Below are 12,191 nucleotides of genomic sequence, written 5' to 3'. Positions count from 1 at the left end.
AGGCTCCCCGTGGGGGCGAGTCGGCGCGTTGCGCGCGCCCGTGCTCGGCCGCTGGGCGAGCTGGCGGCAGAGCGGCAAAGCGGGTGAACGGTCCAGGACGATCGCCGCCTGCAGCTTGGCACGCTGTGGCGCTGCCGGCGTCCGGGGCTGGCGGTCGCGGTTCTGGAATGCCGCTTGCATCAGAGGGCGTAATCCCCCACCGGCATCCCCATGTCCGAGTCCGAAGACGGCGGCGAGCGTACAGAGCTTCCCACCGAAAAACGCCTGCGCGAAGCCCGCGAGCAGGGCAACTTCCCGCAATCGCGCGAGCTGTCCACCGCCGCGGTGTTTGGCGCCGGCGTGTTCGGGTTGATGGCACTGGCCGGCGGCATCGGCGATGGCGCGGCGGTCTGGATGAAGACCGCACTCAGCCCCGACCCCAAGATGCGCGAAAACCCGATGGCGCTGTTCGGCCATTTCGGCGACCTGCTGCTGCAGTTGCTGTGGGTGATGCTGCCGCTGATCGGCGTGTGCCTGCTGGCCGGGCTGGCCGGGCCGCTGATGATGAGCGGCCTGCATTTTTCCAGCAAGGCGATCATGCCCGACCTCACCAAGCTCAACCCGATGAACGGGATCAAGCGCATGTGGGGCAGCAACAGCCTGGCCGAGCTGGTCAAGTCGGTGCTGCGCCTGCTGTTCGTCGGCCTGGCCGCCTGGCTGTGCATCTCCAAGAGCCTGCCCGGCCTGCGCGCGCTGGTGAACCAGCCGCTGGAACAGGCGGTGGGCAACGGCCTGGACTTCACCAAGAGCCTGCTGTTCTACACCGCAGGCGCCTTGGTGCTGCTGGCGGCCATCGACGCGCCGTACCAGAAGTGGAACTGGCTGCGGAAGCTGAAGATGACCCGCGAAGAGATCAAGCGCGAGATGAAGGAAAGCGAGGGCAGCCCGGAGGTGAAGGGCCGCATCCGCCAGATGCAGATGCAGATGTCGCAGCGCCAGATGATGGAAGCGGTGCCCAAGGCCGACGTGGTGCTGATGAATCCGACCCATTACGCGGTGGCGCTCAAGTACGAGGGCGGCAAGATGCGCGCCCCGATCGTGGTGGCCAAGGGCGTGGACGAAATGGCCTTCCGCATCCGCGAAGCCGGCGAACAGCACCGGGTGGCGATCGTCACCGCCCCGCCTTTGGCACGCGCCTTGTATAGGGAAGCCCAAATCGGCAAGGAAATTCCCGTGAGACTCTATTCGGTCGTGGCCCAGGTCCTGTCCTACGTCTACCAGTTGCGCGGGTGGAACGGCGGCCCGATGCCGGAACTGCCCTCGCTCGAGGTGGATGAGTTCGGCAAGGGGGCCAGCGCATGAGCGCCCAACCCGCCCCGATGAACGCCCGCCGCGTCATGGAGTTGCTGCGTAACGGCCTGGGTGCCCCGCTGGCCCTGATGGCCATGCTGGCCATGCTGATGGTGCCGCTGGCCGCGCCGGTGCTGGACGCGCTGTTCACCTTCAACATCGCCATCTCGCTGATGGTGCTGCTGGCGGTGGTGTATGTGCAGCGCCCGCTGGAATTCACCATTTTCCCGATCGTGCTGTTGATGACCACGATGCTGCGGCTGGCGCTGAACGTCGCCTCCAGCCGCGTGATCCTGATCAACGGCCAGGACGGCCATGCCGCGGCCGGCAAGGTCATCGAGGCCTTCGGCCAGTTCGTGATCGGCGGCAACTACGCCGTGGGTATCGTGGTGTTCGCGATCCTGACCATCATCAACTTCGTGGTCATCACCAAGGGTGCCGGGCGCGTGTCGGAAGTGACCGCGCGCTTCATTCTGGACGCCATGCCCGGCAAGCAGATGGCCATCGACGCCGACCTCAACGCCGGTTTGCTGACGCGTGAGGAAGCCAAGGCCCGCCGCGAGGAAGTCCGCGAGGAAGCCGACTTCTACGGCGCGATGGACGGTGCCAACAAGTTCATCCGCGGCGACGCCATCGCCGCCATCCTGATCCTCTTCATCAACCTCATCGGCGGCATGGCCGTCGGCATGTTCCAGCACGGCATGAGCTTCGTGGATGCCGCGTCCACCTACACCCTGCTGTCGATCGGCGACGGATTGGTGGCGCAGCTGCCGGCCTTGCTGGTGTCGTCCTCGGTGGCCTTGCTGGTGACCCGCGCCTCGCGGGCGCAGGACATGCGCGGGGCGATGGTTAGCCAGGTGTTCGGCCAGCATCGCGCATTGGCGGTGGCCGCGGCGATCCTGGGCCTGGTCGGCCTGGTGCCGGGCATGCCGAACGTCGCGTTTTTGACGCTGGGCCTGATCCTGGGCGTGATCGCCTGGAAAATGTACAAGCGCAGCCTGGTGGCGCCGGCGGCAGGCGATGCGGCCGCCGACCCGCAGGCGGCTGCGGCGGCCACTGCCGCCCAGGCCAGCGCGGAACTGAGCTGGGACGAACTGCGCCCGATCGACCCGCTGGGCCTGGAAGTGGGCTACCGGCTGATCCCGCTGGTGGACAAGCACCAGGGCGGCGAATTGATGGCGCGCATCAAGGGCGTGCGCCGCAAGCTCACCCAGGACATCGGCTTCCTGGTGCCGCCAGTGCATATCCGCGACAACCTGGAGCTGTCCGCCAACGCGTATCGGCTGCTGGTGCACGGCGTGCCGGTGGCCACTGCGGAAATCTATCCCGACCGCGAGCTGGCGCTGGACCCGGGCGGTGCGCTCGGCCAGCTCGACGGCATTCCCGGCAAGGACCCCGCATTCGGCCTGGACGCCACCTGGATCCAGCCGCATCAGCGCGCCTATGCCGAATCGATGGGCTATACCGTGGTCGACCCGGCCACCGTGGTGGCCACCCATCTGTCGCACCTGATCCGCGAACACGCCCCGGAACTGCTCGGCCACGAAGAAGTGCAGCAGCTGCTGGCAACCCTGGCCAAGACGGCGCCCAAGATGGTCGAGGACCTCACCCCCAAGGCGCTGCCGCTGTCGGTGGTGGTGCGCGTGCTGCAGAACCTGCTGATCGAGCGCATCCCGGTACGCCAGCTGCGCAAGATCGTCGAAGCGCTGGTCGAGCACGCCCCGCACAGCCAGGACCCGGCCACCCTCACCGCAGCGGTACGCACCTCGCTGGGCCGCTTCATCGTGCAGGAGATCGCCGGCATGTCCGCCGAACTGCCGGTGTTCACCCTGGCCCCGCAGCTGGAGCGCGTCCTGCAGGAATCCACCCACGGCAGCGGCGTGGCGCTGGAACCCGGGCTGGCCGAACGCCTGCACCAGAGCCTGGCCGATTGCGTGGGCAAGCAGGAAGCGCGCAACGAACCGGCGGTGGTGCTGGTCCCCGGCCAGGTACGTGCTGCACTGGCCCGCCTGGTCCGCCACAGCGTGCCCAGCCTGTCGGTGCTGGCCTACAGCGAAGTGCCGGAAGACAAGCGCCTGAAGCTGGTCGGCACCATCAGCTAAAGACCAACGCCCCTTATCCGGCGCTACGCGCCACCTTCTCCCGCCTGCGGGAGAAGGCAACGGGTTGCCAGCGCTGCAGCGGCGTTCCACCAACGCCTCCTTCCCCTGCCTGCAAACCCCTCCCTTCCCCCGCCTGCGGGGGAAGGTACCCAAAGGGCGGATGGGGGCGGCACTCTGGCGATGTTCCCGCAGGCGTGACTCGCACGACACCAACGCCCCTCATCCGGCGCTGCGCGCCACCTTCTCCCGCCCGCGGGAGAAGGCAACGGGTTGCCAGCGCTGCAGCGGCGTTCCACCAACGCCTCATTCCCCTGCCTGCCAACGCCTCCCTTCCCCCGCCTGCGGGGGAAGGTGCCCGAAGGGCGGATGGGGGCGGCACTCTGGCGATGTTCCCGCAGGTAGGACTCGCACGGCACCAACGCCCCTCATCCGGCGCTGCGCGCCACCTTCTCCCGCCCGCGGGAGAAGGCAACGGGTTGCCAGCGCTGCAGCGGCGTTGCACCAACGCCTCCCTTCCCCGCCTGCCAACGCCTCCCTTCCCCCGCCTGCGGGGGAAGGTGCCCGAAGGGCGGATGGGGGCAGCAGTCTGGCGATGTTCCCGCAGGTAGGACTCGCACGGCACCAACCGCCCCTCATCCGGCGCTGCGCGCCACCTTCTCCCGCCCGCGGGAGAAGGCAACGGGTTGCCAGCGCTGCAGCGGCGTTGCACCAACGCCTCCTTCCCCTGCCTGCAAACGCCTCCCTTCCCCCGCCTGCGGGGGAAGGTGCCCGAAGGGCGGATGGGGGCAGCAGGGGCAGCCGCCGCACGCGCAACCCTCCTGATCGAGCGCCAGAAATCCAGCACTGCGGTTTTGGCACACCACATGCATTAGCTCTGGCGAGACCGCAGACAGCTCCACCGCTGCGGGGCGGATGGCAGGACTTGGAACACAAACGGGACATGCAACTCATGACGCTGGCAACACACCCACATTCATCGCGCACCCGTCCGGCGTCCGGCGGGTCCCGTTCCTGGAGGCACGTGGCATGAAGATCAAACGCTTTGTTGCCCCGGACATGCGCACCGCATTCCGCATGGTGCGTGACGAGCACGGCCCGGATGCGGTGATCCTGTCCAACCGCCGCACCGCCGAAGGCATCGAAATCGTCGCGGCCAGCAATTACGACGAGGAACTGGTGCAGCGCGCCCTGGAAACCGCCCGCGCCGAGCCCCCGGCCAGCGCCGCGCCCGCCCAGCAGGCTCCGGTACAGCAGGCCCCGGCCCAGCCGGCGGCCCGCCCCGCCGCACCGGTGCATGCTCCGCTGAAGCCGGCCGCCGAGGCCGGCATGAGCCACCGCCAGCGCGTTGCCAGCGCCGCCGAAGAGATGATCGCCGCCATGGCCCTGCGCCAGCCGGTCAGCGTGCCGCGTCAGGCCCCGGTGGCCGCCCCGATCCGCAGCGCCGCGCCGATGCCGGCCGTGCAGGAACTGGCCGCCCCGGTGGCGCAGCGTCAGGACCACGCGCTGTCGGCGGTGCCGGAACAGCTGTTCGCCGACTTCCTGACCACCGCCCCGGTCCAGCGCCCGGCGCTGCAGACCGCTCCGACCCCGGCTCCGGCTCCGATCGCTGCCGCCCCGGCCTACGCCGCACATGGCCAGGACGACGACACCTTCGCCGATGAGGCCGACTTCGATCTGGACGACGCCCTGCCGCAGATCCTGCCGCCGGCCGCGCTGCCGCCGATCGTCGTCGCCCCGCCGGCCCTGGCCGCCGTGCCGGTTGCCGCCACGCCGGCGCCGCAGAACGACGAAGAACTCAAGCAGCTGCGCGGCGAACTGGCGCTGATGCGGCAGATGATCGAGCGCGAAATGAACCGCCTCACCGACGAGCGCCTACGTGGCTCGCCGGTGCGCGCGCAGGCCCTGGAGCTGATGGACGACTACGGCTTCGATGCCGGCCTGATCCGCGACGTGGCACTGCAGATCCCGGCCGATACCGAATTGCACCGCGGCCGCGGGCTGATGCTGGGCCTGTTGTCCAAGCGCCTGCCGGTGGCCCCGGTCGACCCGCTGGAACGTGGCGGCGTCATCGCCCTGGTCGGCCCCACCGGCGCCGGCAAGACCACCACCATTGCCAAGCTGGCGCAGCGCTTCGCCGCCCAGCACGCCCCGCGCGACGTGGCCCTGGTCACCACCGACACCTTGCGCGTCGGTGGCCGCGAACAGCTGCACAGCTACGGCCGTCAGCTCGGCATCGCCGTGCACGAGGCCGATAGCGCCGAAAGCCTGCTGGAGCTGCTGGAGCGCCTGCGCGACTACAAGCTGGTGCTGATCGACACCGCCGGCATGGGCCAGCGCGACCGCGCCCTGGCCGCCCAGCTGAACTGGCTGCGCGCCGCCCAGCAGGTCACCTCGCTGCTGGTGCTGCCCGCCAACTCCCATTTCGCCGACCTCGACGAGGTCGTGCGCCGCTTCGCCCACGCCAAGCCCCAAGGCGTGGTGCTGACCAAACTCGACGAGACCGGCCGCTTCGGCAGCGCCTTGTCGGTGGTGGTCGACCACCAAATGCCCATCACCTGGGTGACTGACGGACAGCGGGTCCCCGACGACCTGCACCGCGCCAATGCCGCCAGTCTCGTTCTTCGTCTTGAAGATTTGCGGCGCGCTGCCGATAAGCCCTGTACTCCGGAGCACAACCATGCAGTCGCGTGAATACGCCAAGCTGACCAACGCCTTCCCCCTGTCGGCGACCCGTCCCGAGCCTCTGGGCCCGGTGCGCACCATTGCCGTGACCGGTGGCAAGGGTGGCGTGGGTAAAACCAACATCTCCGCCAACCTGGCCGTGGCGCTTGCCGACATGGGCAAGCGCACCCTGCTGCTGGACGCCGACCTCGGCCTGGCCAACCTGGATGTGGTCTTGGGACTCTCGCCCAAGTACACCCTGGCCGACCTGATCGCCGGCCGTTGCACGCTCGATGAAGTGATCATCGAAGGCCCCGGCGGCGTGCTGGTGGTGCCGGCCGCGTCCGGTCGCCGCCACATGGCCGAACTGGCCCCGGCCCAGCACATCGGCCTGGTCAACGTGTTCTCCGAACTGGAGCGCGACCTGGACGTGATGGTCATCGACACCGCCGCCGGCATCACCGACAGCGTGCTGACCTTCTGCCAGGCCGCCCAGGACACCGTGGTGGTGGTCTGCGACGAGCCGGCCTCGATCACCGACGCCTACGCGCTGATCAAGGTGCTCTCGCGCGAACGCGGCGTGGACCGCCTGCAGATCATTGCCAACATGGTGCGCGACCCCAACGAAGGCCGCCTGCTGTACGACAAGCTCTCCCGGGTCTGCGAAAAGTTCCTCGGCGACGTCTCGCTGAACTATCTCGGCCACGTGCCGCAGGACGACTGGCTGCGCCTGTCGGTGCAGCGTCAGCAACCCGTCATCAAGGCCTACCCGTCTAGTCCGTCGGCGCAGGCGATTGCCGAAATCGCACGCCGTACCTCGCGCTGGCAGGCACCCACCGTGCCGCGCGGCAACGTCGAGTTCTTTGTCGAACGCATCATCCAACGGGGAGTGGCCGCATGAGCACCGCTACCGCCACCACGGCCAGCGCGCAGTACCGCGCCGTGCAGCGCAACAACGCCAACGACGTGGTGACCCAGCACGCCGACCTGGTCCGCCGCATCGCCCACCATCTGGCCGCGCGCCTGCCGGCCAGCGTGGAAGTGGACGACCTGATCCAGGCCGGCATGATCGGCTTGATCGAAGCCTCGCGCAGTTACGACTCCGACCAGGGCGCCTCGTTCGAAACCTATGCCTCGATCCGCATCCGCGGCTCGATGATCGACGAGATCCGTCGTGGTGACTGGGTGCCGCGTTCGGTGCACCGCCGCGCCCGCGACGCCGCTGCTGCCGTGCGCAAGATCGAACAGAACACCGGCCGCGCCGCCGCCGCCACCGAAGTGGCCGCCGCCATGGAAATGCCGCTGCCCGACTACCTGCGCCTGATGGAAGACGCCGCACGTGGCCAGGTGCTGAGCCTGGAATCGCGCATCGAAGATCACGGCGAGCTGGACACCACCGCCAAGGGTGGCCCCAATCCGCAGCAGATGATGGAGCGTGGCGAATTCGGCCGCGAGCTGGGCAAGGCCATCGGCCAGTTGCCCGAGCGCGAGCAGCTGGTGCTGTCGCTGTACTACGAACAGGAATTGAACCTGAAGGAAATCGGCGCCGTGCTGGGCGTCAGCGAATCGCGCGTGTGCCAGATCCATGGCCAGGCGGTGGTGCGTTTGCGTGGCCGCCTCAAGGTCTTCGAACTGGCCGATGCCGGCGTCGAAGTCGACGACTGAATTTTTCGCGTAATTTTTCGTGTTAGGAGCTTGATGTGAACAAGAACATGCGGATCCTGATCGTGGACGACTTCTCGACGATGCGACGTATCGTCAAGAACCTGTTGGGCGATCTCGGCTTCACCAATACCGCAGAGGCCGAAGACGGCAACAGCGCGCTGGCCGCGTTGCGCGCGGGCCCGTTCGACTTCGTGGTGACCGACTGGAACATGCCCGGCATGACCGGCATCGACCTGCTGCGCAACATCCGCGCCGACGCCAAGCTCAAGCACCTGCCGGTGATGATGGTGACCGCCGAAGCCAAGCGCGAGCAGATCATCGAAGCGGCCCAGTGCGGCGTCAACGGCTACATCATCAAGCCGTTCACCGCGCAGACGCTGGAAGAAAAGCTGGGCAAGGTGTTCGAACGTCTGGCGGCGACCGCCTGATGAACGCCACCGTGGAAACCGATGCCGAACGTGCCGCCTTGATCGAGCGCCTGCAGAACGCACTCGATGCACTGGAAAGCGGTGACCAGGTCGCCTGGCGTCGCGAGGTCGACCACCTCGCCGCCCTGCGCACGCGCCCGATGATGCAGAGCCTGAGCCGGCTCGCCCGCGAACTTGGCCAGGCGCTGGGCGAGCTGCCCACCGTGCCCGAAGAAGCCGGTGAGCTGGACGATGCCTGCTCGCGCCTGGATCACGTGGTGGAGATGACCGAAAAGGCCAGCCACCGCACGCTGGACCTGGTCGAGGAATGCCGCGTGCTGGCCAACCAGCTGCGCGATGGCGGACTCAATCAGGACCAGGGCGCGCTGATGGACAAGATGCGCCACAACCTCACCGAGCTGTCGCTGGCGCAGAGCTACCAGGACCTCAGCGGCCAGATCATCCGCCGCGTGGCCGGCATCGTGCGCCGCGTGCACGAGGGCTTCGGTGCGCTCGGCCTGCCGCCGAAGAATCCCGAGCCGAAGAAAGACGACGGCGGTCTTGCCGGTCCTGCAATCAAGGGCCTGGACCGTCACGCCGTGTCGCAGGACGACGCCGACGATTTGCTGTCCGGATTGGGGTTGTAACCATGAGTGCCGTTCCAGACGATATTGCTGCCGATTTCATCGTCGAGGCCCAGGAAATCCTGGATCGCCTCGGCGAACAGCTGGTCTCGCTGGAACAGGCGCCAGACGAAGCCGACCAGCTCAATGCGGTGTTCCGCGGCTTCCACACGCTCAAGGGCGGCGCCGGCTTCCTGGCGATCAAGCCCATGGTGGAGCTCTGCCACGCCGCTGAAGAAACCCTCGGCATGGCGCGCTCAGGGCAAGCCGTGCTGCAGGCGCATCACTTCGACGCCGCGCAGCAATCACTCGACTATCTGCAGGCCATGCTGGATGCGATGGGCTCGGGCGAAGCCGTGCCGCATGCACCGGCCACGCTGATCGCGCAGTTCGATGCCAAGAGCGCCCCGCCGGCGATCAAGGCCGCACCGCAAGCGGCCGCTGCCAAGCCGGCTGCTGCCGCACATGGCGACGATGCGCATGCGCCCGCCCCCAAGGCGGCCGGCAAGGCCGCGGCCAAGACCGGTGCTGAAGCCGAGCAGACCGTGCGCGTGGACACCAAGCGCCTGGATGCCATCGTCAATCTGATCGGCGAACTGGTGCTCTCGCGCAACCGTCTGAAGACACTGCGCACCCGCCTGCGCGACGAAGAACTCGACCGCGCCGTCAGCACGCTGGATATCGCCACCGCGCGCCTGCAGACCGCGGTGATGCGTACCCGCATGCAGCCAGTGAGCAAGGTGTTTTCGCGTTTCCCCAAGGTGGCCCGCGACGTCGCGCGCACCCTGTCCAAAGAGGTGGAGCTGGAATTGATCGGCGCCGAAACCGAGCTCGATCGTAATCTGGTCGAAGCCCTGGCCGATCCCTTGGTGCACCTGGTGCGCAACGCCATCGACCACGGCATCGAATCGCCTGCCCTGCGCGAAGCCACCGGCAAGCCGCGCAGCGGCCATGTGCGTCTGTCGGCGCAGCAGGAAGGCGACTACGTCAGCATCGAAATCCAGGATGACGGCGCCGGCATCGACCCGGAGCGGCTGCGCGAGATCGCACGCGGCAAGGGCCTGATCGACGCCGAGGCCGCGGCCCGCCTGAGCACCGACGAGTGCCTGCATCTGATCTTCATGCCGGGCTTTTCGACCAAGGCCGAGGTGACCGACATCTCCGGCCGTGGCGTGGGCATGGACGTGGTGCAATCGCGTATCCGCGAACTCAGCGGGCAGATCCAGATCCAGTCCGAACTGGGCCGCGGCAGCCGCTTCATGATCCGCGTGCCGCTGACCCTGGCGATCCTGCCGACCCTGCTGGTGCAGGCCGGCGAAGCCGTCTACGCCTTGCCGCTGGCCCGCGTGGTGGAAGTGCTGCACGCCCCGCAGACCTCGCTGGGCTGGTTCGACGGCCGCGCCGTGCTGGACCGCCGCTCGCACACCCTGCCCCTGATCGACCTGCGCCGCTGGCTGGGCGTGCCTGCCGAACAACCGCCACTGTTGACCGTGGTGCTGCTGCAGGCCGGCGAAACCCGCTTCGGCCTGGTGGTGGACCAGGTCCGCGGCCGCGAGGAAGTGGTGATCAAGCCCCTGCCCCGCGCATTACGCGGCCTACCCGGCTACGCCGGCGCCACCCTGATCGGCGACGGCCGCATGGCGCTGATCCTGGATGTGGATGGATTGCGCTCTAGCGATCATTGATTCTCGAGATTCGAGATTCGAGATTCGGGACTCGGAGAATCGGGAATCGGGAATCGGGAATCGGGAATCGGGAATCGGCAAGACGATCCTGGTTGCCTGATCTAACGACAACGGCCGCGTACTGCGGCCGTTGTCGTTTTCCATCCAGCCTCGCTGCCGATTTACGCCACTACGCGCGGCTATGCGGTGGTGTATTTGTCTAATGCTTGTAGACACCTCGATGGGGGTAATCCCCTCCACCGGCGCCCGCATCAGGCGCTGGGCATGAAGGCACCCGATGAAGCATGTGCCTTAGCTACATGACCTGTGCAGAGACCGCTGGGTCATTACATACTTGGCTGACGAAAATCCGTTTCTTGCTGTAGAAGGGGCGTCCGATGCGCATCCGCTGCACTCCACGCCTGGATGCGCGCTCCGAAGTGGATCTAATCGCCAGGGCGATTACCCAAACGCAAGAATCTCCGAACCGACCTGAGTCAGAGGATTCTTCGCACGGAGCTGTGGAGAGGTATTACGTTTTCAAAAGCTCAGTGATGCTTGCCATAGGCAACCAGAGCTTGAGAGGGTTCGACGCCGCAGGCTGGAACCCGAACTTCTGATAGAAGGGGGCGGCATCTTCCTTGGCATCCACGAACAGTCCCGTGACGCCAATGGCTTCGCTCACCTGTGCGGCTCGCGCGATGGCTTCCATGAGGAGCATCGTGCCGAAGCCGCGCCCTTTCAGTTGTTGATGCACCGCCAGGCGGCCCATGCGGACTACAGGAACATTGCGGGGCAGCTTTGAGCCAGCCGGTGGCAGCTCGCTGTTCATTACCTGCGCTGATGACAGGCTGAAGTAGCCAAGGACGGTGGTGTCCTCGATGTCCTCAAATCTTTCCTGGTGCCAAGCGTACAAGCTTCCCTTCATCGGAATTGCCAGGAACGTGCGGCTGACGCCGCGCTTCTGGTGCTGGCTCGCCGTGGTATGCAGCCACTCGTTCAATTCCTTGTTGCCGCAATCGAAATCAGCGCGGCTTAGGTGTCCAGCGAACGGTACTACTTCTACTTCCAGTGTCATGGTTTCTCGTCTCCATATGATGTTTCAGGGAGACAGCCAAACGATCGGAGACCGGCTTCGGGTTATCGAGCGCATCCAGAAATTTCTGCATGTCGTTCTGGCTTAGTCGAATGATCGAATGTTCTTCGATGATTCTCTCAGCTTCCCGCAGCGCGGCCTGGGCGACGAACTGGTTCGTCGTTGTTGCCGTCATCTCAGCCGCCTGTTCAATTGCTTGCTGCGCGTAAGCGGTGACTCGGGTCGTTATTCTTGCCCGGTCATTACTGGTCGCATGCATAGGTAACTCCTATGTGTATTTCGTCTTCACCGGAGCTGGCCAAGCTCTTGGCTTGGTCTGAGCTCGCTGCCTATGTGGTCTGATCGTGCCTACTTCATCTCATGTCTCCTACTGTTGGTAGACGCAATATAGCCAGGTGGTGCCAAAATGGCAACTTGAGGAAAATCCATTTAGGATTAAATTGCAATATCCGTGGGATACGCAGCAGGCTGAAGCGTCTTTGCAGCGGGCACGGCGCTACAGCCAAGCACAAGAGGTGCTACTGAAAGTAAAGCAATCGATATGCGCATATCTGGCCCAGGCCCTTGGTAATGTAAGGCCCGAGACTTCGTTCTCCTTAAGTCGGGAAGGTTGGCCTGTTGAACCACGATACCGCCACTGCGAC

The 12,191-nt window shown here is 66.3% G+C and carries 10 protein-coding genes; 8 read left to right on the top strand and 2 right to left on the bottom strand.

Annotation, left to right across the window (positions count from 1 at the left end):
- Positions 1-210 precede the first annotated feature (210 nt).
- The 8 genes from flhB (at position 211) to ACCQ12_RS09560 (ending at position 10,472) form a co-directional block, all read left to right on the top strand.
- The gene (gene flhB / locus ACCQ12_RS09595; RefSeq protein ID WP_184557557.1) at positions 211-1,341 is read left to right on the top strand and encodes a flagellar biosynthesis protein FlhB; all 1,131 of its coding nucleotides are present in this window, start codon (positions 211-213) and stop codon (positions 1,339-1,341) included.
- A 17-nt stretch (positions 1,342-1,358) separates the two neighbouring features.
- Positions 1,359-3,431, top strand: coding sequence for a flagellar biosynthesis protein FlhA (flhA, locus tag ACCQ12_RS09590; RefSeq protein WP_372383589.1), 2,073 nt, complete (start codon positions 1,359-1,361; stop codon positions 3,429-3,431).
- 1,026 nt (positions 3,432-4,457) lie between these two features.
- Entirely contained in the window at positions 4,458-6,122 is a 1,665-nt protein-coding gene (gene flhF / locus ACCQ12_RS09585; protein ID WP_372383465.1) for a flagellar biosynthesis GTPase FlhF, read from the top strand.
- Positions 6,109-6,993 carry a MinD/ParA family protein gene (locus ACCQ12_RS09580; protein ID WP_005996239.1) on the top strand — a complete coding sequence of 295 codons (885 nt, stop codon included), beginning with the start codon at positions 6,109-6,111 and terminating at the stop codon, positions 6,991-6,993. The genes flhF and ACCQ12_RS09580 overlap by 14 nt, the downstream gene beginning before the upstream one ends.
- Entirely contained in the window at positions 6,990-7,757 is a 768-nt protein-coding gene (locus ACCQ12_RS09575) for an RNA polymerase sigma factor FliA (protein WP_039414775.1), read from the top strand. Before ACCQ12_RS09580 ends, ACCQ12_RS09575 begins: the two co-directional genes overlap by 4 nt.
- A gap of 35 nt (positions 7,758-7,792) precedes the next feature.
- Entirely contained in the window at positions 7,793-8,185 is a 393-nt protein-coding gene (gene cheY, locus ACCQ12_RS09570) for a chemotaxis response regulator CheY (RefSeq protein WP_002813536.1), read from the top strand.
- Positions 8,185-8,811: a protein phosphatase CheZ gene (locus tag ACCQ12_RS09565; RefSeq protein ID WP_184440636.1), complete on the top strand. Its 627-nt coding sequence runs from the start codon at positions 8,185-8,187 to the stop codon at positions 8,809-8,811. The genes cheY and ACCQ12_RS09565 overlap by 1 nt, the downstream gene beginning before the upstream one ends.
- 2 nt (positions 8,812-8,813) lie before the next feature.
- Positions 8,814-10,472: a chemotaxis protein CheA gene (locus ACCQ12_RS09560; protein ID WP_372383464.1), complete on the top strand. Its 1,659-nt coding sequence runs from the start codon at positions 8,814-8,816 to the stop codon at positions 10,470-10,472.
- 511 nt (positions 10,473-10,983) lie between these two features.
- Here the strand turns inward: ACCQ12_RS09560 and ACCQ12_RS09555 are convergent.
- Entirely contained in the window at positions 10,984-11,529 is a 546-nt protein-coding gene (locus tag ACCQ12_RS09555; protein WP_372383463.1) for a GNAT family N-acetyltransferase, read from the bottom strand.
- A complete protein-coding gene (locus tag ACCQ12_RS09550; RefSeq protein WP_104581804.1) occupies positions 11,477-11,806 on the bottom strand; it encodes a type II toxin-antitoxin system TacA family antitoxin in 330 nt (109 codons plus the stop codon). Before ACCQ12_RS09550 ends, ACCQ12_RS09555 begins: the two co-directional genes overlap by 53 nt.
- Positions 11,807-12,191 lie beyond the last annotated feature (385 nt).

It is taken from the genome of Xanthomonas sp. NCPPB 1068 (assembly GCF_041479385.2).
GTDB classification, from domain to species: domain Bacteria; phylum Pseudomonadota; class Gammaproteobacteria; order Xanthomonadales; family Xanthomonadaceae; genus Xanthomonas; species Xanthomonas cannabis.
The sequence above is the reverse complement of the archived record's forward strand: the minus strand, read 5'-3'. Positions and strand labels throughout refer to the sequence as shown.

Excerpts from the sequence above, each read along its gene's own strand:
- flhB (WP_184557557.1), top strand. The coding sequence starts at position 211 with ATGTCCGAGTCCGAAGACGGCGGCGAGCGTACAGAGCTTCCCACCGAA.
- flhA (WP_372383589.1), top strand. The coding sequence starts at position 1,359 with ATGAACGCCCGCCGCGTCATGGAGTTGCTGCGTAACGGCCTGGGTGCC.
- flhF (WP_372383465.1), top strand. The coding sequence starts at position 4,458 with ATGAAGATCAAACGCTTTGTTGCCCCGGACATGCGCACCGCATTCCGC.
- ACCQ12_RS09580 (WP_005996239.1), top strand. The coding sequence starts at position 6,109 with ATGCAGTCGCGTGAATACGCCAAGCTGACCAACGCCTTCCCCCTGTCG.
- ACCQ12_RS09575 (WP_039414775.1), top strand. The coding sequence starts at position 6,990 with ATGAGCACCGCTACCGCCACCACGGCCAGCGCGCAGTACCGCGCCGTG.
- ACCQ12_RS09565 (WP_184440636.1), top strand. The coding sequence starts at position 8,185 with ATGAACGCCACCGTGGAAACCGATGCCGAACGTGCCGCCTTGATCGAG.
- ACCQ12_RS09560 (WP_372383464.1), top strand. The coding sequence starts at position 8,814 with ATGAGTGCCGTTCCAGACGATATTGCTGCCGATTTCATCGTCGAGGCC.
- ACCQ12_RS09555 (WP_372383463.1), bottom strand. The coding sequence starts at position 11,529 with ATGACACTGGAAGTAGAAGTAGTACCGTTCGCTGGACACCTAAGCCGC.
- ACCQ12_RS09550 (WP_104581804.1), bottom strand. The coding sequence starts at position 11,806 with ATGCATGCGACCAGTAATGACCGGGCAAGAATAACGACCCGAGTCACC.